At 31.4% G+C, this 25,129-nt stretch carries 21 protein-coding genes; 11 read left to right on the top strand and 10 right to left on the bottom strand.

Translation table 11 applies throughout. The annotated features are described in order from the left end of the window. The first annotated feature begins 131 nt into the window (after positions 1–131). The 3 genes from bsdtw1_RS14540 (at position 132) to bsdtw1_RS14530 (ending at position 2,200) form a co-directional block, all read left to right on the top strand. Positions 132–1,223, top strand: coding sequence for a GNAT family N-acetyltransferase (locus tag bsdtw1_RS14540; RefSeq protein ID WP_183278281.1), 1,092 nt, complete (start codon positions 132–134; stop codon positions 1,221–1,223). Between the two features lie 107 nt (positions 1,224–1,330). After that, on the top strand, positions 1,331–1,756 hold the full coding sequence (locus tag bsdtw1_RS14535) for a DUF2721 domain-containing protein (protein ID WP_183278280.1): 426 nt from the start codon (positions 1,331–1,333) through the stop codon (positions 1,754–1,756). Positions 1,757–1,801: 45 nt separating this feature from the next. After that, complete coding sequence (locus tag bsdtw1_RS14530) at positions 1,802–2,200, top strand: hypothetical protein (RefSeq protein ID WP_244638168.1); 399 nt, start codon at positions 1,802–1,804, stop codon at positions 2,198–2,200. 48 nt (positions 2,201–2,248) lie between these two features. Here the strand turns inward: bsdtw1_RS14530 and bsdtw1_RS14525 are convergent. Continuing rightward, positions 2,249–3,603, bottom strand: a protein-coding gene (locus bsdtw1_RS14525; protein ID WP_183276183.1) for an IS3 family transposase whose coding sequence is annotated in 2 segments (ribosomal slippage) — positions 2,249–3,144 and positions 3,144–3,603 — 1,356 coding nt in all. Because the reading frame shifts where the segments join, the coding sequence is not laid out codon by codon here. Between the two features lie 68 nt (positions 3,604–3,671). Beyond that, positions 3,672–6,191: a transglycosylase domain-containing protein gene (locus bsdtw1_RS14520; RefSeq protein ID WP_183278279.1), complete on the bottom strand. Its 2,520-nt coding sequence runs from the start codon at positions 6,189–6,191 to the stop codon at positions 3,672–3,674. A 92-nt stretch (positions 6,192–6,283) separates the two neighbouring features. Here bsdtw1_RS14520 and yunB point away from each other — a divergent pair, with 92 nt between their 5' ends. Further along, complete coding sequence (yunB, locus tag bsdtw1_RS14515) at positions 6,284–6,943, top strand: sporulation protein YunB (protein ID WP_183278278.1); 660 nt, start codon at positions 6,284–6,286, stop codon at positions 6,941–6,943. 17 nt (positions 6,944–6,960) lie between these two features. Here yunB and hpt read toward each other — a convergent pair whose 3' ends face one another. After that, complete coding sequence (gene hpt / locus bsdtw1_RS14510) at positions 6,961–7,488, bottom strand: hypoxanthine phosphoribosyltransferase (RefSeq protein ID WP_183278277.1); 528 nt, start codon at positions 7,486–7,488, stop codon at positions 6,961–6,963. Positions 7,489–7,827: 339 nt separating this feature from the next. On the opposite strand from hpt, the gene hflX reads away from it, so the two are divergent. The 7 genes from hflX to bsdtw1_RS14475 all read left to right on the top strand — a co-directional run bounded on the left by hflX (position 7,828) and on the right by bsdtw1_RS14475 (position 14,560). After that, positions 7,828–9,618 carry a GTPase HflX gene (gene hflX, locus bsdtw1_RS14505; protein WP_183278276.1) on the top strand — a complete coding sequence of 597 codons (1,791 nt, stop codon included), beginning with the start codon at positions 7,828–7,830 and terminating at the stop codon, positions 9,616–9,618. A 77-nt stretch (positions 9,619–9,695) separates the two neighbouring features. After that, a complete protein-coding gene (locus bsdtw1_RS14500) occupies positions 9,696–10,253 on the top strand; it encodes a hypothetical protein (protein WP_183278275.1) in 558 nt (185 codons plus the stop codon). Positions 10,254–10,305: 52 nt separating this feature from the next. After that, complete coding sequence (locus bsdtw1_RS14495) at positions 10,306–10,527, top strand: hypothetical protein (RefSeq protein WP_183278274.1); 222 nt, start codon at positions 10,306–10,308, stop codon at positions 10,525–10,527. Positions 10,528–10,642: 115 nt separating this feature from the next. Next, positions 10,643–11,536, top strand: a complete 894-nt coding sequence (locus tag bsdtw1_RS14490) for a nucleotidyltransferase domain-containing protein (protein WP_183278273.1) — start codon at positions 10,643–10,645, stop codon at positions 11,534–11,536. A 43-nt stretch (positions 11,537–11,579) separates the two neighbouring features. Continuing rightward, positions 11,580–13,016: a MocR-like pyridoxine biosynthesis transcription factor PdxR gene (gene pdxR / locus bsdtw1_RS14485; protein WP_183278272.1), complete on the top strand. Its 1,437-nt coding sequence runs from the start codon at positions 11,580–11,582 to the stop codon at positions 13,014–13,016. Beyond that, positions 12,997–13,644: a YigZ family protein gene (locus bsdtw1_RS14480; RefSeq protein WP_183278271.1), complete on the top strand. Its 648-nt coding sequence runs from the start codon at positions 12,997–12,999 to the stop codon at positions 13,642–13,644. The genes pdxR and bsdtw1_RS14480 overlap by 20 nt, the downstream gene beginning before the upstream one ends. Before the next feature lie 175 nt (positions 13,645–13,819). Further along, on the top strand, positions 13,820–14,560 hold the full coding sequence (locus tag bsdtw1_RS14475) for a YebC/PmpR family DNA-binding transcriptional regulator (protein ID WP_183278270.1): 741 nt from the start codon (positions 13,820–13,822) through the stop codon (positions 14,558–14,560). 417 nt (positions 14,561–14,977) lie between these two features. Here the strand turns inward: bsdtw1_RS14475 and bsdtw1_RS14470 are convergent, their stop codons facing one another. From bsdtw1_RS14470 to sufC, 7 genes are all read right to left on the bottom strand, one after another. Then, on the bottom strand, positions 14,978–16,999 hold the full coding sequence (locus bsdtw1_RS14470; RefSeq protein ID WP_183278269.1) for a DUF5050 domain-containing protein: 2,022 nt from the start codon (positions 16,997–16,999) through the stop codon (positions 14,978–14,980). A 683-nt stretch (positions 17,000–17,682) separates the two neighbouring features. Beyond that, positions 17,683–19,908 carry a sensor domain-containing diguanylate cyclase gene (locus bsdtw1_RS14465; RefSeq protein WP_183278268.1) on the bottom strand — a complete coding sequence of 742 codons (2,226 nt, stop codon included), beginning with the start codon at positions 19,906–19,908 and terminating at the stop codon, positions 17,683–17,685. A 253-nt stretch (positions 19,909–20,161) separates the two neighbouring features. Continuing rightward, the gene (gene sufU / locus bsdtw1_RS14460; protein WP_183278267.1) at positions 20,162–20,590 is read right to left on the bottom strand and encodes a Fe-S cluster assembly sulfur transfer protein SufU; all 429 of its coding nucleotides are present in this window, start codon (positions 20,588–20,590) and stop codon (positions 20,162–20,164) included. After that, a complete protein-coding gene (locus tag bsdtw1_RS14455; protein WP_183278266.1) occupies positions 20,577–21,803 on the bottom strand; it encodes a cysteine desulfurase in 1,227 nt (408 codons plus the stop codon). The genes sufU and bsdtw1_RS14455 overlap by 14 nt, the downstream gene beginning before the upstream one ends. Further along, on the bottom strand, positions 21,796–22,905 hold the full coding sequence (gene sufD / locus bsdtw1_RS14450; RefSeq protein WP_183278265.1) for a Fe-S cluster assembly protein SufD: 1,110 nt from the start codon (positions 22,903–22,905) through the stop codon (positions 21,796–21,798). The genes bsdtw1_RS14455 and sufD overlap by 8 nt, the downstream gene beginning before the upstream one ends. A 13-nt stretch (positions 22,906–22,918) precedes the next feature. Continuing rightward, positions 22,919–24,319 carry a Fe-S cluster assembly protein SufB gene (gene sufB, locus bsdtw1_RS14445; protein WP_183278264.1) on the bottom strand — a complete coding sequence of 467 codons (1,401 nt, stop codon included), beginning with the start codon at positions 24,317–24,319 and terminating at the stop codon, positions 22,919–22,921. Between the two features lie 8 nt (positions 24,320–24,327). Continuing rightward, positions 24,328–25,080, bottom strand: a complete 753-nt coding sequence (sufC, locus tag bsdtw1_RS14440) for a Fe-S cluster assembly ATPase SufC (RefSeq protein WP_183278263.1) — start codon at positions 25,078–25,080, stop codon at positions 24,328–24,330. Positions 25,081–25,129: the final 49 nt, after the last annotated feature.

Genomic DNA, 25,129 nt, shown 5'->3' with positions numbered 1-25,129 from the left:
ATCAATCTTTTAGCTAAAATAATGTTAGCGATGAAAAGATTCTTATATAAAAAGTAGTAGTATTGAGATATAATTAATTTATGAAAATATTAGAAATATAAGTTTTAAATATGGAAATTGGGTGATTTTTTATGAAGATTAGTGATTTATATAGAAGAGATGGAAAATTAGTTTATATAAAGCAACCAAAGTTTGAAGAATTAAATTATGTAAAGAAGTTATGGTGTGATTATGAAACCATGAAGGATGTAGGGGGAGTGTTTGCATTCCAAGAAGATAAATGGGGAAATTTTTATAAGAAAATGGTCATGCCTACAGATGGAAAAAATTTTTACTGCTTAATTTTTAATAAGGAAGATATACCAGTGGGGGAGGTAAGCTTTCATGGTTATGACTCAGCAACAAAAATTGCTAGATTTAATCTAAAGGTAGAGTCAAGTCATAGGGGACAAGGCTATGGAGCTGAAGCTACAAAACTTATTTTAGAGTATTTTTTCTATGAGTTTGGTGGTCTTGTTATTATGGATACAGTTTCAAACAAGAAATCTCAGGAATCTTTTTTAAAGTTAGGCTTTGAAGCTGTTGCAAGGCATGGAAATGATATAACTTTTAAATTAACAAAAGAAAAATTTCTTGTAGAAGAGAACTGTGAAAATAAAAATGTATCAATCATGGTCTTAGAAGGTGCAGATCTACTAAGTATAAGTGGACCGATTGAGATATTTTCTTTAGCTAATAAAATACATGACAAAAATATATTCTATGTTAATACAATTGGAATAGAGGAAGGGATGGTAGAAACTTCTAGTGGTTTTAAGCTTTCTGCGAACTCAGCTCTTTCTCAAATTGACTGCCCAAACATACTTATTATACCAAGTGGAAAATATAACGAAGATATTTTGAATAATGAAAAAATAAGTGATTTTTTGAAGAGATGCTATTATGAATGTGAGATGGTTTTAGTAATAGATTCTGGTATAATGTTACTTGCAAAGTCGAATTTGATAAGCGATATGCCTATAGCTGTGCACTCTAAGTTAAGAAACAAAATTCAAGAGATCTGTCCGAAGGTTAAGATTGTTAACAAATCAATGGTTGATAACGGAAGAGTAATGATAGGATCAAGTATAATGAGTAGTTTAGATATTTGCATTAATGCGATAAAAAAGCTGTTAGGTGAAGAAAAGGTAGTGGAAATAATAAATCATATGGAAAATAAGTAGAAGATATTAGAGAAACACTTAAAGGTATATTTGATGACTATAGTGTGTTAGTAATCTTAAATAATAGAGTAACATTCTGTAGCCAATTTATTTTTAGGAGGGATATTTTGAAGCTTGAACTTACAACACCAGCATTACTTTTTACAGCGATTTCTCTTCTTATATCTGCCTATACTAGCAGGTTTGCTACATTAGCCCAACTGCTTAGACAACTAGACCTACAGTATAGAAAGACACCAGAAAGGCGAATTTTAGCACAAATGAAGAATCTAAATAAAAGGGTAAGACTTATTAAATACATGCAAACTATGGGGGTATTTAGTTTCTTTTTATGTGTTTTATCGATGTTAGCATTATTTTTAAATAAACAAGTTATAGGGCAGATAACTTTTGGCATAAGCTTGGTGGCGCTTCTAATATCATTACTGCTTTCACTGTTAGAACTACAGATATCAGTAAATGCTATAGTATACCAATTGGAAGATTTGACTGAGATGAGTAATAAAATAGATGATAAAAATAAAACTGAATAGAGCTTAAATGAAATGTCACTTTTACAAATGAGAAGGATGAATATAATGATTGGAATTAAAATAGAAAAAAATAGAACCGGAAACTTAATTCTGAGAGCGCATATAAAAGATGAATTTAAAGAAAATTCCATAGTGAAAAGATGTTTGTTGGATAGCAAAAAGCTAAAGGGAAAGAGTATGTATCCTTATGTTATTCCGTTGAAATACCTCGCTATAATAGTAAATAATTTAGATAAGAATTTGTTGAAAATACATAAGAAAAGTATAAATAGTTTTTTAGAATTTTCTGATGAGTATGATGAATGTTATTACTATGAAACAGAAGCTAATGCGAAATATATGAAAAAGTGGAGAGAAGTAGGATGTCCTAAAATATATAGGATAAATATTGATATAGATAATAAATGCTTAGAAAAGGAAATTGCTTTTCAAAGAATGATGTAAAAAAGGTAGCTCAAGTGAACTGACCCCATAATTTTAGACAAATATTAATTAAGCTATTTTTAGAGACTGAATCCTGTATTGAACAGGACTCAGTCCTTTTAATTTTATCTTAATACGATTATTATTATAATAATCTATATAAGATACTAACTCTTCTATAAAGTGATCTATACTTTCAAATTCCTGTAGATATAGCAACTCTGTTTTCAGTAATCCAAAGAAGTTTTCCATAACTGAGTTATCAAGACAGTTACCTTTTCGCGACATACTTTGCTTAATACCTTTTTCCTTTAGCATCTTTTGATATTTATTCATTTGATATTGCCATCCCTGATCTGAGTGTAGTATCAATTCTATGTCATCAGGAATCTTCTCAAAGGCCTTTTTAAGCATATCAACTGTTTGATGAAATGTAGGCCTTTCGGATAAGTTATAACTTATTATTTCTCCGTTGTACAAGTCAAGGATTGGCGAAAGATATAGCTTTTTTCCAAAGACAGCGAATTCGGTCACGTCAGTAACCCACTTCTCATTAGGTCTATTAGCTTTGAAGTTACGCGATAACAAGTTTGGGGCAATCTTGCCGATTTTGCCTCGGTATGACCTGTACTTCTTAATACGAACCATACACTTTAAACATAACTGCTTCATCAGTCTTTGAACAGTTTTATGATTTACAATATATCCTCTATTGTGCAGTTCTAAAGTAATTCTCCTGTATCCATATCTACCTTTATTCTCATGGAAAATCTGGACGATACAGGACTTAACAACATCGTATTTATCAGATTTCTCCATGCTTTTTATACGATAGTAGAACGTGCTGCGAGGAATGTTTGCAATTTCTAATAAATCAGCTAACTTATATTTATGCCTTAATTCTCTAATAACAACTACTTTGTCTTTTTCGCTGATTTTTCCCTGGCTTGAACTAAGGCATTCAATTTTTTTAGGTACTCATTCTCCATTCGAAGGCGTTGAACCTCAGCAATTAAATCTTCATTTTGTGAGTTATCAGTATTAGGCTTTTTAAACTTATCCTTTTTCATTTTTGCCTTCCTCCCTCTGTTATCTCTATACAGAGCTTCGGGACCATACTCGAGATATATCCGTTCCCAAACACCTACGGTTGAACCATTTGGAATCCCAAAATGAACAGCCCCTTGGAATAGAGATAAATTATTCTTATGGATATATTCTATAACATGAACTTTAAAATCACCAGTATATGTTCCAGACTTCATAGAAAGTCCTTCTACTCCAAATTTCTCATAAAGCGCAACCCATCTTTGAACTACAACTTTTGCTGTAGGGAGTGATTTTGCTACAGAATTGACTGACATACCTTTTTCTAATACATCATTCACCACTTTCAGTTTAACTTCTAAAGTATGTTTAGACATAAAAAATGCACCTCCAAATATTAGTTTTGTCTAATATTTGGGGTGCACTTCAAAGTGAGCTACCTTTTTTAGTGATTTGAACTTCCAGTAGTGTTGCCAGTAGCTGGAGTCCAAGAGTTATTATTCGTATTGTTATTAGTAGAATTTGAGTTGGTATTATTGGAACCGTTAGTTGTTCCTGTATTTCCATTGGTTGCGCCACTGTTGTTATTAGTGGTAGTGTTATTTTCATTTGTATTATTATCTGTAGCTGGAATTACAGGTTTTGTATCATCCTGCTCCGTTGGTAAGCCTATTCCTGCTTGAGTTGAATTCTTAACAAATACTCTTTCCTCAATCAAGTTAGCAGGTGTATTGTCTGTGGCAAGTTTACCATTAGCTTTATTTACTTTAGCTGTTACATGAACATCGCATAGTGCTGTAGGTTGAGTGCCATCTATAAATATATCCTGCACAACTCTGTTGCCTCTAGAATCTTTGCTGCATAAATCAGTAGGGGATTTTCCAGAGTCTATACAAACCGAAGCCTTCACAATTCCTGAAGGGGTGTCGATCTCTTTATATTGTAATCCCTGATGAGCTACAGCCATGATTTTACCCCAAATTGGTGAAACTGCTGATCCACTAAAACCATGAAGAGTAGTTGGTTGGTCATAACCTACCCATACAGCTCCAGACAAGTAAGGTGTTAACCCAGAGAACCATAAATCTTTATTATCAGTAGTAGTACCTGTCTTACCAGCAACTGGTATATCTCCAAACTTTGCTGGAGCAGAGGACCAGCTAACAGGGCCTTTTAGCAAATCATACATCACATATGCAGATTGAGGTGACAATATCTTTTTGGTTTCAGGTGTCTTATCAAGTATTACTTTACCAGTAGCATCTTTAACGGTAGTATATAAAATCGGTTCAGTGTATACACCTGAATTACCGAAAGTTCCATAGGCTGCAGCCATTATATAGCTGTTTCCACCGTCTCTATCCTTTGGATCATTGTTAAACTGACCTAAAGCTAGAGTTGCTATACTTGATTTTGATGCCTTGTTGTATTTAAGACCAAACTTTTCACCATAGGATAGTCCTACATTTGTTCCTATAGCGTCTTCAATCTTTACTGCTACAGGGTTCCTTGAGTATTTAAGAGCATCTCTAAGAGATATAGTTCCTTTATAAGTATCATCTTCATTCTTAGGGTTCCAAAGCTTGCCATTGACAGTAGGATATTTTTTGCTTATTTCTTCAGGTAAAGGAGTATCTTCCTCAGGACTTGCAGGTGTCATTAATTTCATGTCGATTGCAGGTCCGTATACAGTAAGTGGTTTTGTTGCAGAACCTACTGAACGAAGTCCAGCAGTGCTGTAGGCTCTGTTTATACTCATAGGAGGTTGATTGCCTCTACCACCTACCATAGCTTTAACTTGGCCAGTTTTATAATCCATTATAGTAGCAGAAGCTTGAAGTTTAGGCCATTTGTAACTTCCAGATTCATAATATTCGGTTTTATTGTTTGATAAATTAAAGTTATTGCTGTCATCAAGTATTTGTTGGGTAGCTTGTTGAAGATCTCTGTCCATTGTAGTATATATTTTTAAACCACCATTAGTCAGCATTTTTGAAGCTTCAGCCTCAGAATATTTATATTTTTGCATCAAATCATTCTTTACTTGTTGTATAACAGGTCTTGAGAACCATTCAAAATTCATTTTCTCAGTAACACTTGTTTTTTGTTGGAATCCAAAGTTTCCTGCATCAACATCTTTAATTGCCTGATCGTATTGAGCTTGGGTTATTGTTTGTCTCTCTAACATCTTAGATAGAACAGTCTTTGTTCTATTACGATAAGATGCAGGGTTCTTTTGGTTTTGTGGCGAAAATGCATCATAGTATGAAGGTGCTTGATTCATACCTGCAAGGTATGCACACTGAACCAAAGTTAATTTTTTGTCCTTTACACTTTGACCAAAGTATTTAAGTGAAGCAGCTTCAACTCCGTATACCTGTCCACCTAATGGAATTGTGTTTAGATAGGCTTCTAATATTTGTTGTTTAGTTAAAAGTCCTTCTAATTTTAATGCTAAATACATTTCAGTTATTTTTCTTTGAGGTGTAACATCATTAGTTAAAATAGTGTTCTTAAGTAATTGTTGTGTTAAAGTGGATGCACCATGAAGTCCTCTTTTTCCTGTAACTATATTCTTTGCATCAATGTAAATAGCTCCAAGTATTCTTTGGGCATCAATTCCTTTGTGTTCATAAAATCTTTCATCTTCAATTGAGACAAAGGCATCCTTAAGTGATTGAGGAATATCATCGGAAGGTACGACGATACGTTGAACGTCAGTTTGAACATTATCCATTAACTGTTCCTTATTATCATATATACGGGATTGTTGACTAAGTGAAAGAACGTTATTTACGTTTAATTCAGGTGCGTTCTTTACGATTGCATAAACGTAACCACCACCAACTACAAATGCCGATAATATTAAAAATAAAAATGAAAATAGAAATATTCTAAGTACTTTCCTAGACTTCTTCTTCTTTTTACGTTTGTTATTTATATTCTTTTTCTTCTTCTCTGCCATCTCATCCTCCTAAAATTTAATTTCAAGCAGGAAATAAAAATATTCTACAATATTATAGCATATTAATAAGATGAATACACTATGATAAGTAGGTGAAAAAAATTAGGACAAGCAAATATAAAAAATTAAAAATAATAATAATTTCATGTTCACTTGTAATCATATCCACTTTTACCTGTTTTATATACTATTTCGATAAAATTATTACTCCAACGGTTATGGTAGTGGCAAATGCTGAAATGAGATCTAAAGCTACAGAAATAATAAACCAAAATATATTAGAGGTTTATTCAGAAAAATTTAATTATGATGACATAATAAGAGTGGACAAGGATAATGATGGGAATATAGTAATGCTGAAGGCTGATACTGTAAAAATGAGTGCCATTGCTTCTGAGGTTGCATTGAAGTCCCAAAAAGAACTTAATTCCATCGGATCAGTTGGCATAAAACTACCGTTAGGCTATATAACCCAAAGCAACATAATGTCATACTGGGGACCAAAGATTACAGTTAAAATGGAACCTTTGGGAAGAATAGAAACAAAATACTCTTCTGATTTTGAAACCGCAGGAATAAATCAAACCAGACACAAAATTTATATTGAAGTTTATACTAAGATGAAAGTAATAATTCCACTGGAACATGATGAGGTAGAAGTGAAAAATCAAATACCTATAGCTGAAACAGTAATAGTAGGAAAAATTCCAAGAACATCTATAGATTTAAATATGGATGGAATAAAAAAATAAAACACACAGAGTGTGTTTTATTTTTCTTCCCAGTTAAATACGTAAGGAACATTTCTATAGTAATCTCCGTAGTTAAGTCCATAACCAACTACAAAAACATCTTCGATCTGGAAACAGCAGTAATTAGGTTCTATAGATACCTTTCTTCTTGAAGGTTTATCTAATAGCACACAAGTCTTTACAGATGAAGCGCCAAACTTCTTAACATGATTTACAACGAAGTCCATAGTGATACCTGAATCAACTATATCATCAACTATTAATACATCATATCCTTCTATATTATCAGGAATATCATTAACCACTTTTACTACACCGGTAGTTTCTTCTGAATGTCCATAGCTTGAAGTAGTCATAAAACCTATTTTTGCATTTGTATCTATATTTCTAACTAAATCAGCAGCAAATATAAAGCTACCTCTTAATAAAGATAAAACATATAGGTTCTTACCTTTATAATCTTCTGTTATAACTTTACCTATTTCTTTTATTCTAGCTGAAATTTGTTCTTCACTAAAAAGTATATTACGGTTTTTATCCTCCATGATGATCCTCCATCAAAATTAAATTATATAATTATATGTTTCTTTATCGTTGGATTTATTGAAGTGGTACATCCATATATGTTTTATAGGATATAGATATATTTTTAATTCTTATCCACAATAAAAAAATATATTTTATTCGTATTGTTATAGTTAATAAAAACTTAACTGATTAATATTAATAAAAATTAATTTTAAAATAAATTAATTTTTATTTGTAAATAGAATCTTTATAAAACGCTCAAAATAATATAGCAACATTTACAAAGTTGTTTTTATAATATAAAATAATATGAAAGTTGTCAAGTAAGGATATACCTTAAAGGAGGTGCTTATATAATGATATATGGAAACGTTGAAGGCGTAAAAAATAGCATATTAAATGAACTAGAGAGTATTTATGACTATAAGGTGCCTAAGTACTCTGTTTGTATAGAAGAAATAGTAAATAAAATAGCAGAAATTACCACTATATTAGAGAGAGAAGTAAGTGTTGCTATTGATAGAAAAGGATCAGTTGTGAGTGTAGCAATCGGTGACAGTACATCCGTTGAGATGCCGCTAATTGATATAAGCGAAAAAAAATTATCTGGTGTAAGAATAATACATACTCATCCAAATGGTGCTTCAAATCTATCAGCGTTAGATTTATCTGCTTTGCTTAAGTTAAAACTTGATTGTATAGTAGCAATAGGGGTATCAGAAGGGAAAGTTACTGATTTATCCTTAGGTTTTTGCTTTGTTGAAAACGACAAACTCATAACTGAAGAAGAAACAAATCTCTCAGTTGAAACTGTTTTGAACATGAATATATTAGATAGAATTAATCATATAGAAGATATTATTAAGTCTAATAATGTAATAGAAGATTATACTGAAAAAGCTATTATTGTTGGCTGTGATAGTGAAGATAGTTTAGATGAACTTGAAGAGTTAACTAGTGCATGTGACATCCCTGTTATAACTAGGGTTTTCCAGAATAGAAACAAAATAGACGTTGCGTATTTTATAGGTAGTGGAAAAGTGGCTGAAATAGCTATGTTAAGACAGACTTATAGAGCTAATTTAATAATATTTGATGATGAACTATCTGGATCTCAAGTTAGAAACCTTGAGGAAGCCATAGGGACTAAGGTTATAGATAGAACAACTCTTATATTGGAGATATTTGCTAGAAGAGCTAAAACAAGAGAAGCAAAGATCCAAGTAGAATTGGCTCAACTTAAATATAGACTTACAAGGCTTGGAGGATTAGGCACTGTTTTATCTAGAACTGGTGGAGGTATTGGTACTAGGGGACCTGGAGAGAAGAAGTTGGAGACTGATAGAAGACATATAAGGGAAGAAATCTATGATCTATCTAGCGAACTTAAAAAGATTAAGAAAAATAGAGAAACTCAAAGAGAGAAGAGAAACAAGCAAAATATACCTCAAATTTCTTTAGTAGGGTACACTAATGCTGGGAAATCAACTCTTAGAAATTCTCTTTGCGACCTAGCTTCTTCTAGAGATACATTGAATAAAGAAAAGGTATTTGAAGCTGATATGCTTTTTGCAACCTTGGATACCACTACAAGAGCTATTACACTTTTAGATAATAGAGTAGCTACCCTTACTGATACAGTAGGATTTGTAAGAAAGTTGCCTCATGATTTGGTAGAAGCCTTCAAATCTACTTTGGAGGAAGTTATATTTTCAGATATATTGTGTCATGTAGTTGATGCAGCATCTTCCTATGCTCAGGAGCAAATTTATGCAGTTGAAGAGGTGCTGGCAGAACTTGGTGTGAGAGAAAAACCAATAATATTAGTATTGAACAAGATTGATAAAACAACTAATGATGTAATAGAAGAATTAAGAAAAAATAACTCTCAATATGAAATAATCGAAATATCAGCTAGAAATAAGATTAATTTAGATGGTCTTTTAAAAGAAATAGGTAAACAACTACCAAGTAAAATGAGAGATATAGAAGTTCTAGTTCCCTACTCTGATCAACATATGGTAGCTTTTCTTCATAGAAACGGAAAGGTTCTTGAAGAAGAATATAAAGAGGATGGTACCTATATAAAAGCTACAGTGGATGAGGAGATTTATAATAAAAGTAAGAGTTACGAACTGCAACATTAACTTTTTCCATTATTGAATAAAATAACTCTATTTTTAATATAAATATATATGACTAATATCGAGAGTTGAATATCAATATGGATGAAAAAGATAAGGAGTTTCAGAAAAATAGTGATTCTAATGATGAGGAAGCGCAAGAAAATAACGATTTGAATGAAACTGGTGATAGATTTATCAATCAAGGTGTGGGAACATACCCAGCTAGTGGTCAGGGGCCAAATCCAAACAGTGCTCTATATCAATTACAAACAAGTCCTGATAAACAGAAACAATCAGGTTCCACATCATCAGATAATTTAACTACTGCTGGAAAATACTTGTTAGCTGGAGATGTAATTGCAAAAACAGATGAGCTAAAGACTGCTACACAATCATTACAAGTTAATGAATTAGAAAAGATATATTTTGATAGAAAAGTTAGACCTTTAGTTGATACAATTTACGAGTTAAGTACCGTAGCTCAAAATTTTGCGGGTATGTCGAACCTTATTCAAGCTAATAATTATGGAAAAAAAAGAGATGTTAAAAAATCACTAGATTTAGCCGTAAGTATTCTAGATGAGGCTGATGAACTATGGGGCTTAGTCAGAGCAAGAGTAAGATTTTTTGAAAAGAATATTGATCCTTATGAATAACCCTCCAAAATTAAGGTTTATATTATAGTATAAACTTTTGGAGGGATTTATTATGGAAAGAATTTGTCCTTTATGTAACAGTTTGTCAAATATAAAAATAACATGTTCAGTATGTGGTGGTGAGATGGAAGACAAAGGAAGAGTGCAGGAGTTTAGAGACTCTTATGCGCCTGAAGATGAGTTAGAATATGAAAATGGTGATTGCAGACATGTATTTCAATGTAATCAATGTAATGAGCTCAAGAATGTTGGGATAAAAAGCTTATACATATAACAATTTATGGGGCACTTTATTATGGTGAAGTTTTATGTTTCATAGTATAATAATTACTGAAATAATTTGTGTATGATATATATATATAATAATTATATATTGGGGGCTAATATATATGACAAATGAGATTTTGAGATATCAGAAGGTTTTTAACTCTGTTATTGATAGACTTGGAAAAAATGAGGATATCCTAGCTGTTATGGCTTTTGGAAGTATGGTTACAGGTGATCTTTGGGAAGGGTCAGACATTGATATCTTCGTGATAGTGAAGGAACAACAAGAGAGTATAAGAAATATTTATACTGAAGAAAACGGTATTTCAGTACATATGAAGCTATTAAGTAAGGAAAACTTTTTGAATTTTTATGAGAATAATGTTATAGGAGGATATATGCATAGAATACTAATATCCTCTAAATTAATATTTTCAAAGGATGAGTACATAACAAATGTTTTTAACAGCTTTAGGTATATAAACGATAGTGAAAGAGAAAAATGGAATTTAGTTTATCTGGGAGATATATTAAAAGATATAAGCCACTGTAAGAAATTAATTGCTAATAACAATATAAAATCAGCTTATTTGGCTTGCATGAGAACTGTTGAAAATTTTGCGAGCTTATTTCTAAATTTTAATGGTTACTTAGTAAGTAAAGATGTAGTAAGCGTTGCGATAAATTTGGATGATAACTTTCACGTTATTTTAGACAAACTTGTTAAAGAATCTGATGATTTGGAAGAGGCTATATATAGCGCTTTAAGATTTGTTGAAGATTTTTTAGAAAAAAATATGAGAAGCTGCTGTAGTGCATTGATAAAATATTTTAGAGAACATAAAGAATTTATGAGCGCTGAAGAGATAAAGTTAGATGTGTTTTTTAAAGGATTTAATATACATATGGAAGATATTTTAAAAGAATTAGCATATAGGAAAATTATAAGAAAAGATTTTAGAAGTATAAAAAGCCTTTCTGGAAACTTAATAGGTGAGGAAAATGTATATTGCTAAAGGTATCCGTATATATGGGTACTTCTTAGTTTAGGGGAATATTATGGATAAATATAGATTGAAGTTTAATGATGAATTTAATAAATATATTCAGTTATATGCACATATAAAAAGTTTAATTGATAAAAATCAAATTGAAGATGGTGAGAAACTACCTTCAATAAGAGAATTAGCAGATTTTTTAAAGTTAAATAAAGTTACTATAATTAATGCTTATAAAAAACTGCAAGCAGAAGGTTATGCTAATCAAAAAATTGGAAGCGGTACTTATGCTAAGAGAAGAGATAGTATAAGAGGATTTAAGAAGAGTTATTCTATTACATTCAAAAGACTTAGTAGCGGGAGACTCAGTGATGTTATAGATTTTACAGGAGAGACAACCTCCGCAGATTTTTTCCCTGTTGCTGATTTGAAAGCAGTTTTAAACGATGTTCTTGATAGAGATGGTGCAGAAGCTTTAATATATCAAGATGTTTTAGGTTATGAAAAACTAAGAGAGAGAATAAATGAAAAGTTTTGGGATAACAAATTAGATTTTGATGATATACTTATAGTTTCTGGAGCACAGCAAGGAATTGATATAGTTTCAAAAGCACTTATTAATGTAAATGATAATATCATTGTTGAAAAGCCTACCTATAGCGGAGCGCTTTCTGTATTTAAATCAAGAAAAGCAAATATCTTTGAAGTTCCAATAGAAAAAGATGGTGTAGACCTAGAGGCACTAAAAAAAATACTAAAAAAGAATAAGATTAAATGTTTTTATTTTATGAGTTATTTTCAAAATCCTTCTACTGTCAGCTATTCGAATTATAAAAAAGAAGAACTTCTAAAACTAGCAGAAGAACATGATTTTTATATTATTGAGGATGATTATTTATCTGAGCTTATATATGATGAAAGCACTAAGTATTCTTCTATGAAATCTTATGATAAAAATGACCGTGTAATATATATAAAGAGTTTTTCAAAGATATTTCTACCAGGGATAAGAATTGGCTATTTAGTATGTCCTAGAATATTTAAGGATTCAGTACAGAACTCGAAGGTCAATACAGATATATCTACATCTTCTCTTATGCAAAGGGCTCTTGAAATGTATATGGAAAGAGAATATTGGATTGAGCATATTAAACTTTTGAATGTGAAATATAAAGAAAGATATGACTTTATGAAAACAGAGATTCAGAATAAATTAAATGAAAGTGTAGAGTTTAATCCTCCAGGTGGAGGTTTACATTTTTATCTTAAACTAAGTGATAGAATACAAATTAATTCTATAGAATTGTTTTATAAGCTGAGAGAAAAAGGTGTACTGATAACCCCTGGTGTTATGTTTTATAAACATTCAAATGAGGGAGAAAGATATTTTAAAATAGGCTTTTCTCAAACTGACTGTGATAAAATAAGAAAGGGTATAGATATAATTTCAAGTGTACTATCAGAGGAGGCTAAAGTTTATGGCGTACCTAACAATTAAAGGATATGGAGAAGATAGCTTTGACGAAAAAAAATCAGAGTTTATTGGATATATTAAGAGAACAGAATCAGAAGAAGAAGCAAAAGCCTTTGTAACTGAAATTAAGAATAAACATAAGGATGCTACCCATAATTGCTATGCCTATATAGTTGGGCAGAATATGAATATACAGAGGTACAGTGATGATGGAGAACCTCAAGGAACAGCTGGAATTCCAATTCTTGAGGTTATAAAGAAAAATGAAATTACAGATTGCACTGTAGTAGTAACTCGATATTTTGGGGGAATACTTTTAGGTGCAGGAGGACTTACAAGAGCTTATACAAAAGGAGCAGCTGTTGCAATCAAGGCTGCTGGAATAGTAGATAAGGTACTAGGTGTAAGAATCAATGTCACATTAGAATACGATTTGTTAGGGAAGATTCAATATATATGTGGTCAAAATCAATGGCATATAGAGAACATAGATTATACAGATGTAGTGGATCTATATATTTTGGCTGAAAAGCAAGAAAGTGAGATAATCAAACAAAGTCTTACGGAACAAACTAACGGAAAAGTAATCATTTTCGAGGATGAAGAAGGATTATATTTTAGGCAAGATAATAGACTTTTTAAAGAAATATAAGTTTAAAAGTAATTGGGTTGAATATTAGTAACTTAATATAGCGCAAAAAGTTTAGATTGTTTTAAATGAGTGTATTTAACTTCAGTTGAAGGTTAGATAAGTTGAATATGGAAAATGGCTATGATATAATATTTAGGAATTTATTGTATTCATATGATGGTTAGGAGGAACAATAATGTCAGGACATTCAAAATGGCATAATATACAAGCAAAAAAAGGTAAAGTTGACGCTAAAAGAGGTAAGGTTTTTACAAAGATAGGTAAAGAGCTTGCAATGGCAATAAAAAATGGTGGAGCAAATCTTGATACAAATTCAAAGCTTAGAGATGTTGTAGCTAAAGCAAAAGCTGCAAACATGCCTAATGATAATATACAAAGAGCAATAAAAAAAGCTGCTGGTGAGGCTGATACGGTTACATATGAAGAAATCGTTTATGAAGGATATGGCCCATCAGGAATAGCAGTTATAGTAGAAACATTAACTGACAACAAGAACAGAACGGCTGGTAATGTAAGACACGCTTTCACAAAGCAAGGTGGAAACATGGGGGCTTTAGGATGCGTAAGTTTTATGTTCCAAAAGAAAGGTGAAATAGTAATAGAAAAATCAGATTCAGTAGATGAAGATGAATTGATGATGATGGCACTAGATGCAGGCGCTGAGGACTTTTCAGCTGAAGATGAAGTGTTTGTTATAACCACTGCACCTGAAGATTTTGGTTCAGTAAGAGAAACTTTAGAATCAAATGGCCTAGAATTCTTGGAAGCTGATATTAAAGCAGTTGCAGATACATATACAGCAATAGATGAAGAAACATCAGTTAAATTCCAAAAGATGCTTGATCAATTAGAAGATGACGATGATGTTCAGAATGTTTATCACAATGCTGAGTTCCCTGAAGGATGGGAAGGGTAGTAGGTTTCAAATGTAGCAATATTCAGTATTTAAAGAATTTTTTAAAGTTGTTTTACAGTAAAGTAACATCTATGTGAAATCTGTAGGATTCTCTTGATTATGGCAATTATCGATTAAGATATAAAATTAAGCTGCTTTTCAAAACAGATTGATGAAAATTTGTTTTGAAAAGTAGCATTTTTATTTATGCTATCAGAGGAAGCTCAAAAAAATTATGTTTGAACTTTAGGTTGAAAATTTGCAACAATGAAAAGCTTTTATATATTGTGATAAGAGGAATATAAAAAAGACTTGAAATTAGCCAAGTCTTTTTTATGATTTAGTTACTCAGTATGCATATTTTATTGTTGTTATTATTATTTGATTTAATAGATGCATTTGAATGTAATTGTTACTATTAAACAACTTAGGATATATCTATTTTTTTATAAAGTTAGTTTTACCATTAGAGCTATATGCAACTAAATCGCCTACTATATTAAATTCTGGTATACTTTCAGCGCTTACCATAGTTTTATTGGTGCCATCTACTTGCATCTTATACAACTTAAACCCATCATTTTTGTTGCTATAGTAAATCCAGTTATTATCCACTAATAGTGACTGAACTTTATCGCTTGATAGTAGGGTGCTATTGCCTCCACTAGTATTCATGCTACAAATATTATCTTGTGAATTGATGTAATAAATATGATTTCCATAAACATTAATTTTGTAAGAAGGTTCATTATTTAACTTAGTATTGTTAGGAAAAGTGGTCCATATACTTTCGTTGTCACCCATATACGTGAAGTAAACAGTATCATCTGCTACTACGAAGTCTCTTCCGCCTCCCCAAAAGACATCATAAAAATTACCATCAAGGCCGAAGCGTGTGATTGGGCCTGAGGGTGGTTTAACGTATATCAAATCTCCAACAATAATCATGTCGTATAAGACTTCTGTATCTGAAAGTTTCTGACTGCTACTTCCATCTGTCTTGATTTTATACATTTTGCTATCAGACATGTTTATATAATATATCCAATCATCTTTTATATTCAAATTAAAAGATTTTGTAGTGATGAGTTTGGTTACATTACTTCCGTCAGATTTCATTTTATATATAGCACTATTATCAGGAGCACCTGGATAATTGGCAGTATTATCATATTGGCAATAATAAATCCAATCACCTTGCTGAACTGATATTCCGCCATTCACTATATTGCCTTCTGTATTTCCAAAAAATGTTCCAGAATTATTTACAGTTACAGTACATGTAGAAGATTTACTTCCATCTTTAGAAGTCGCTTTAATAATTGTGTTTCCGATACCTACAGCAGTTACAACTCCATCAGCTACTGTAGCAACACTTGTATTTGTAGAAGACCATAATATTGTGTTATCTGTCGCGTTACTCGGTGTTATTGTTGTAGTTAAAGTATCTTTGCTTCCTAATTTTAAAGTACTAGTTGTTTTGTTTAAATTTATTGAAGATACAGGAATTATATTTGGTGTTGTTCCATCAGATTTTTTTACTATTTTTATTTCTATAGCTTCAATTCTAAGAGATTTCCCGCTTGTACCAGCTTCTTGACCATCCGATACCCAAGGTTGCCACCCTATGTTTTGCACATATGATCTATATTGTATCGAGTATCCAGAAATGTTCTCTAATGATATTTTAATAGCTTCTATTCTTAGAGATTTTCCACTTGTCCCAGCCGTTACATTATCTTCTACAGGATCTTGCCAACCAATATTTTGGACATGGGTTTGATATTTTACATGTGCGTCTACAGGAGCATTTGTTAAACCTATTTTTAAGGCTTCAATTCTAAGAGATTTTCCTTCGGTACCAGCCTCTTCTCCGTCTGAAACAGGAGCTTGCCAGCCTATATTTTGAACATGCCCTTGATACTGTACTCCTAGTGAAGTGTTTTGTGAAGTCTTTACAATTCTTATTTGCAGTGCTTCAACTCTTAAGGATCTTCCATCGGTACCTGCCTGTTGGCCATCACTTACCCAATCCATCCAACCTATATTTTGAACATGGACTCTATACTGCACGGAATATCCAGGCATATTTACTAATGAGATTTTTAAGGCTTCAATTCTAAGAGATTTTCCATCAGTACCTACCTCTTGTTCATCTGAAACAGGAGCCTGCCAACCTATGTTTTGCACATGAGCTTGATATTTTATATGACTGTTAGAGGGAGCATTGACTAGTTTAATCTTTAAAGCCTCAACTCTAAGAGATTTTCCATCAGTGCCTGCCTCTTGTCCATCTTTTACTGGACTTTGCCAACCTATATTTTGTACGTGGGCTGTATATTGAATCCCCACATCATCAGAAGTGGCTGCCTTTACTATAGAGATATTACGAGGTATTACTGTAAAAGATACTGCAGTGAGCAGTGATAACAATAATGATACTAATTTTTTAGATTTCATAATTGATGTCCCCTTTTATTTTTAGTAAAAAACTTCTTTATAGTATTAAATTGAAATGAATATATCCAATTTAAATATATCATAATAGTTATACATTATGTATAAAAAAATCCAGATAAATACAGTATTACGCTTTAATCTATGAAGAGGTTGAAATAAATTGGGAAAAAGCTGAATTGTTTATGGGAATTAAATTGCCAGCTTCATGTGCTATTTTTGAAGGAAAGTAAGACATATAGAGAGGGTAACCTTTTTAAAAATATATGACTTAATGTAAGCCTATAAGAGTGAAATATAGATGTGGTACGAAGAAAAAATAAGGGGGGACACTGTGTGTTGCAGTGTCCAGGTAAGGTTAGGAGAAAGAACACAATAATATATGTGTTCTTGTGTATAATTATAAACTAAGTTAACATTGATATCAAGATTTATGTAACAAAAATAACTGATTGATGTGAAAAATGATTCGAGTATTTGCTTTTAGAACAATGGTTAAGTATTCCTTTATAATCTGATTTGACGTTATGAAGAACATAAGCTGTATAACTAAAGAGCCATTATTTTAGTTATTTTTTTGCTTAAAATTGAATAAAACAGTCAAAGACACTAATCAAGTAAAATTAAGCTTGATTAGTGTCTTTAAATATAATACAAATTACAAAGCTACCATCATAGTATTGTTATTAATTAATAAAACTAGCTATCTGATTTTTTCCTCTTTTCTTAGCAAGATATAGAGCATCATCAGCTTTGTTCATAAATTCATTTATAGTTAGATCATTGCTTGGAACAAGTGAAGTTATTCCGATTGATAGTGTTACTTTATCAGATACTGTTGAAAATTTATGTGGTATATTTGCCATAGCCACTTTTTGTTTTAAACTTTCACCAAAGTCTAAAGCTCTATCTAGTTGATATTCAGGCAATACAACTACAAATTCATCTCCGCCATATCTTGCAGGGAAGTAATTTTCATCTTTAACACTGGATAAAATATTAGCTATAGTAACGATACACTTATCACCGGCAATATGACCATAGTTGTCGTTATATTCTTTAAAGTTGTCGATATCAAAAATTATCAGAGATAAAACCTTTTTTTCTTGTACATACTTTTCCCATAACTCATATAAATATTTATCAAGTTTTCTTCTATTAGGAATTTTAGTCATACTATCATTTTCAGAAAGAAATAATAATTTTTCATTTAATTTTTTTAGTTCAAATTGAACGGCATGTGTTTTCTCTATCTCCATCTCTAATTGTTTTGATTTTATAGCGTTATTTATAGCAATAGCAGCATATGACGAAAGTGATTTAACCATTTCTACGTGATAAGAAGTAAAAGAATTTTTTTCTTCACTTTGTATGGACATAACACCGATTACCTTAGAATTTACCTTAAGAGGGCAGAAAATTAAAGATTGCAACTCATATTGATCTTTGTCCATAACAGCTTGGTAGGTTTCGCTATCCATGTATTTTGAAAATTCTTTGTTCATATCATTTATGATTACAAAATCTTCTGTTTCGATACATATGCTTGTAAAGTTCGACTGATTTTCAACATTTGTGCTTTTCTTTTTTTTCTTTTTCCCATGCTCAATTACATCTAAGTAGTTAACTACTGAGTTTTCCTCATCATATAAACCAATACTCAAATATGTTAAATCCATAAAATCTTTTATACTTGAATAAAGAATATCAATAATAGAGTCTAAATCTAGGTTTGAAGTGATTTTTTGACCTAATTCACTTATTATAGATAATTTCTCTACAACCATTTGGAGAGATTCTGACTTTCTTTGAAGATTTTCATTGTTATCTATAATTTCCTTTTTTTCTAGCTCTATTTTTTTAATTTTTTTACTTATATTCAAGTTGTTTACTCTATGTTTATTTAAATATGCAGCATTAATTCTTTCGTTCTCTAGATGCATGTTAAAGTAGTTAAAAGCAGTTTGAAAATCTTTGAGTTCAGCATAAAATATTGATAGGATAGAAGCAGTTTCCGATATTTTTTCTACAAAATTATTTTTTATAGATAGATCATATGCCTTGTGAAGAATAGTTAAAGATTTTTCTAAATTATTTCTATCCTTAAGATATTGATAATAATTTATATAAACATCTATTTCATTATAAGGCGAACTTTGAGCTTCAATCCTATCTATTGTGATATTAAAATACTCATCTGCTTTATCAAAATCATTCTTCTTCCAATAGGTAAGGGCTGCAAGTTTATAACATTCTGGTTGACCTAATGTATAGTTATATTTTTTAAAATATTCAAGTGCTCTAAAGGATAGGGTATTTGCCTTATCATAGTCCTGAAGTAGATAATACAATTCTCCTAAGCTGAGAATTGTTACGCCCTTAGAAAATTGAAAATCATAATTTTTATCAATATCATAAGCTCTATTACAATATTCTAGTGACTCATCATAGGCTTTTAGAAGCTTATAATTTTCAGCAATATTGTTTAATGTACGAACCATTGCTTTTTCTTTAGAAGAGTTAGTATCAAACTTCTTTCCGTCATCCACTAAATATGCTATTTCTTCAGCATTATTGTAGAAATCCATACCTCTTTCATAATCACCAAGTTCACTAAAGCTGTTGCCTAGTAAGTTGTAAGAGCTCCATTGAAGATCATATATATTTTCTTTAATAAAAAAATCTAGAGAGTCAAAGGTCAAACTTATAGCTTCTTCATAATTCCCTATAGTATAGTAACAGCTAGATATCATATGTTTTGATGCTGCTACACCTAAAGCGTAGTTTATACTTTCTGATAGTGATAGGGCTTCTAATGAAAGCTTTATGGCTTTTTCGGGATTATTATATCTAACTTCATTTATTTTTAAGAGAAGCATGTCTATTTCGTTTATATTGGTTTCTGTATTCATAAGAACTCCCCATTTAATTTATAAAACTTTTAATTTTATTTATAAATATACCATAAACCTACATTGAATCCAACAAAATTATAATAATATGTTAAATTTTAATTAAATATTAATATTCAGGTAAAAATTAGAATAATAAGTTTTTAATATTAATAGTTTAACCAACTATTAATATTTAATGAAAATAAAATAAGAAGAGATTCTCTAAAAAAATTAGGAATCCCTTCTTACATTTAATCAACACAAATTAAATTTATTCGCTTTTAATAGCTTCATTTAAGGTGTGCCATGCTAGGACAGCACATTTTACTCTTGCTGGCATGTTAGATATATTTTTGAATATGAGAGCATCTTCAAGTTTTTCTAATTCTTCATCATCAGTGATATCTTTCTTTATCATTGATATAAATGTATTTACAAGCTCTAATGCTTCGGCTTTTCTTTTTCCTTTAATAAGGTCTATCATTATAGAAGTAGAGGCTTGCGAAATAGCGCAACCTGTACCTGTGAAAGCAGCATCTCTTATATAATCACCATCAAATTTTATTTCAAGTTGTATTTCGTCACCGCAACTCGGATTGTGACCTTTTTCAACTCTATCTATTTCTTCTAAGTGACGTTTGTTTCTAGTTGAATTGTTGTGCTCCATTATAAGTTGAGTGTATATATTACTGAGATCCATAACCAAATAACCTCCTAGCATACTCAAGTGCAGTTACTAGAGCATCTATATCTTCTTTATTATTGTAGATTGAAACACTTAGTCTACAGGTAGAATTTATATTTAGATATCTCATAAGTGGTTGAGCGCAGTGATTACCAGCTCTTACACACACTCCCTTTGAGTCAAGTATTGTAGCTAAGTCATGAGGATGTATACCATCAATAGTAAAGGATAAAACAGAGCCTAATAAGTCTTTATTGGTTGTAGTATAAATCTTTACAAAGCCCAGTTTACTTAATTTATCATAGGCATATGAAATGATTTCATGCTCATGTTTAATTATATTTTCTATCCCTATTGAATTGATGAAGTCAATAGCTTCAGATAAGCCTATAACACCTTCTACGTTTTGAGTACCACCTTCAAATTTATGAGGTAGTTCAGCGAAGGTAGTCTCTTGCTCATAAACATATTCTACCATATCACCGCCATATAAGAATGGGGGCATTTCTTCTAATAATTCTTGTTTTCCATAAAGTACGCCTATGCCCATAGGTGCAAACATTTTATGCCCTGAGAATACCAAAAAGTCAGCATCTAATTTTTGTACGTCTACTTTTCTATGAGCTATGCTCTGCGCAGCATCAATAACGACTTTAGCTCCAACTTCATGAGCTTTATGAATTATATATTCTACAGGATTTAAGGTTCCAAGTACATTAGAAGCATGACCTATAGCTACTAATTTAGTCTTGTCTGTTATCTTTTTATCTATTTCAGCTATTGTATATTCATAGTTTGAGTCAATATATAAATAATTTAGTTTGCAGCCTTTCGCAATAGCTATTTGCTGCCAAGGAATAAGGTTTGAGTGATGCTCTGTAATTCCTATAACTATTTCATCATCTTTATTTAATTTTAAATTCCCGTAAGAATATGCTATTAAATTTAGAGCTTCGGTAGTTCCTTTAGTAAATATTATTTCCTTTGATGATTTGGCATTTATAAAATCTTTTACCTTTTCTCTACCTTGCTCAAAACTATCAGTTGCTTTAACGCTTAAAGTATAAGCTCCTCTGTGAGGATTTGCATTTATTTCCTTATAATATTTATTCAAAGCTTCTATAACAGATAACGGCTTTTGAGTGGTGGCAGCACTATCAAGATATACCACTGGCAAGTCATTAAAACTTTGATCTAAAATAGGAAAAAGTTCTTTTAAGTTATTCATTTTTCAACCTATCCTTAACCGAATCCATTAATTGCTGCCTTAAATTATCTACTGGTATTTTATCTATTATTGGTGTTAGATAACCTTCTATCATGAGCTTTTTAGCATTAAGTTCACTTATGCCCCTGCTCATAAGATAAAATAATGCGTCTTCATCGATTTTTCCTGCTGAAGCAGCATGCTGACCTTCAATGTCATGTTCGCTGCATAGGAGGAGAGGAATCGAATTATTCCTTGCGCTTTTTGAAAGAAGCATAACATATTCTTCCTCAGAGCCTTTTGACTTAGAAGAACCTGTCTTGAAATCTAATGTTCCTCTAAAAGTCTTTTTGGCTTTATCATCCAAAACTCCTTTTACATCTATATTACTAGAAGTTTTCTTGCCAATATGAGTCATTTTAAAGTTTATATCTATCAGTCTATCTGAATCTCCATAGTAGACGGAACTAATAGTACTTTCACTGTTATCTCCTACAAGATCTGATGAATAGTTTGTTATAGCTTTTTTAGCACCCAATTCTATAGGGATGAGATTAATTTTTGCTCCTTCTTCTACTTTGGAAAAAAGAGAATTAAAATGATTAGTATTGTAGTTTAGATTTTGAACTATAAAAATATTTACAGTAGAATCTTTTTTGGCGTGTATTTTAGTAAAACCATTGTGATAGTAAATATTTTCATCAACAGATGTATATTTGATTAAAACATTAACTGTACTTTTTTCACCTAAAACAATTAGGTTTTTATCTACAATCTTAGGATTTTCAGAATTTAATTCATAATCAATATAAATTAAGTCTTCAATGGTTCTATTAGCGTTTACTTCCAGTGAAAAACCACAATTACTTGAATTGATAGTTTCATCTAATTGTAATCTTGAAACACCTTCAAAATTATCTGTATTAAATATATCAACTAAAGTATTAGCGTTTTCTATTGGATGAAGAGAGTAGTCTGAAGTTTCTTTGAACTCGCAGTATTCTCTTTCGTAACTAACGCTTGGAATGTCTATCTCTTCATTTAAAGATATATTATTTACTTTAAGCCATCTAAATGTGCTTACGGGTATTGTGTTTAAGTCCTTCAATATTTTGGTTTCCAATCTTCATCCCTCCTTATCCAATAGTACCTTCAAGTTCTATATTTATTAAGTTATTCATTTCTACAGCATATTCAAGAGGTAGTTCCTTTGTGATAGGGTCAACAAAGCCTCTTACGATCATTGCTTTGGCTTCTTCTTCATCAATACCTCTGCTCATTAAATAGAAAATTGCATCATCGCTGATTCTTCCAATTTTAGCTTCGTGTCCGATATCCACTTCATCATTTTCTATCTGAATTACTGGGATAGTATCTGATTTTGATTTACTGTCCAACATTAAGGATTCACAAGATACATAAGATTTAGAATTTACTGCATTACTATTAATCTTTACTACACCTCTATAGATAGCAGTACCACCATCTTTAGATATTGATTTTGAATGTATAGTAGAAGAAGTGTTTGGTGCTGCATGAACCACTTTTGTACCTGTATCTAAGGTTTGACCGCTTGATGCAAAAGTTATTCCTGTAAATTCTGATTTTGCTCCTTCGCCTTTTAGTATGCTCATTGGATAAAGCATAGAAACTTTAGAACCAAAAGATCCTGATACCCATTCGATTGAACCATTTTTTTCTACAACACATCTTTTGGTGTTTAAGTTAAGCATGTTTCTTGACCAATTCTCTATGGTTGAATATCTAAGTTTTGCATCTTCTCTTACAAATAGCTCTACACATCCAGCATGTAGATTTGTTACGCTATATTTAGGTGCAGAACAACCTTCTATAAAATGAAGCTTTGCTCCTTTTTCTACAATTATTAGTGTGTGCTCAAATTGACCTGATCCAGGGGAGTTTAGTCTGAAATAACTTTGCAGTGGAATGTCTACTTGAACTCCTTCTGGTACATATACAAAAGAACCACCTGACCACACAGCACCGTGAAGTGCAGCAAACTTATGATCACTTGGAGGAACGAGCTTCATAAAATGTTCTCTTACTATATCCTCATAGTCTCTTACAGCTGTCTCCATATCAGTATAAACAACGCCTTGTTTAACCAATTCTTCCTTAACATTGTGATAAACTACTTCAGAGTCATATTGAGCTCCAACCCCTGCAAGAGACTCCCTTTCGGCTTGAGGGATACCAAGTCTTTCGAAAGTGCTCTTTATATCTTCAGGAACCTTATCCCAGGAGCCTGTCATTGGAGTATCTGGCTTAACATAAGTTACTATATTGTCCATATCAAGTTCACTTATATCTGGACCCCAGTTAGGTACGGATATAGAATTATATATTTTTAATGATTTAAGTCTAAAGTTTAACATCCATTCGGGCTCGTTTTTTTCCTTAGATATGTTAATTATTATGTCCTCTGTTAATCCTTTTTCAGACTTATAGCTAAAGTTATCTTCATTATAGATATCGTAAATGCCTCTATCTATATCATCAACATATGTTTTACTCATGTTATCACCTACTTATTTATCTCGCTTAGAAATTTTTCGAAACCATTATTATTTATTTCTTCTACTAAGGAAGCATCGCCTGTATGAATTATCTTACCATCAACCAAAACATGGACAAAATCTGGACTAATATGCTCCAGTATTTTTGTATTATGAGTTATTATAAGCATTGAGTTCTCATCGTTCTTATACATACTAACACCTTGAGATACAAGTTTAACTGCATCTACATCTAAACCTGAATCAGTTTCATCAAGAATAGCTAGCTTAGGCTCTAAAAGTATCATTTGAAGGATTTCATTTTTCTTCTTTTCTCCACCAGAGAAACCTACATTTAAATATCTTTCAGCATATTCTTTATTTATTTTTAAAAGATCCATTTTCTTTTGAAGCTTCATGTTAAAGCTCAAATAACTGATCTGTTTATCTTCGATATTTGATTTTGCTGTTCTTATAAAGTTTTCAACTGTTATTCCAGGTACTTCCTCAGGAGCTTGAAAAGATAAGAATATTCCTTTTTTAGCTCTTACATCTGGTTTGAAATCATTTATATTTTCACCTTCGAATAAAATATCTCCATTCACAACGGTGTATTTTGGATGGCCCATTATTGTATTGGCAAGAGTTGACTTTCCGGCACCATTTGGTCCCATAACAACATGGACTTCACCCTTATTTATTTTAAGGTTTAAACCTTTTAAAATTTCCTTATCATCAACCTTTGTTTTAAGGTTGTTAATTTCCAAAAGTAAATCTTTCATTATCATTGCACCTCAATTTCTTAATGTAGAGTGTTTTACTCTGAATTAT

This window comes from Clostridium fungisolvens (assembly GCF_014193895.1).
Taxonomy (GTDB): Bacteria; Bacillota; Clostridia; order Clostridiales; family Clostridiaceae; genus Clostridium_AR; species Clostridium_AR fungisolvens.
This window is presented reverse-complemented; position numbering and strand designations above follow the sequence as displayed.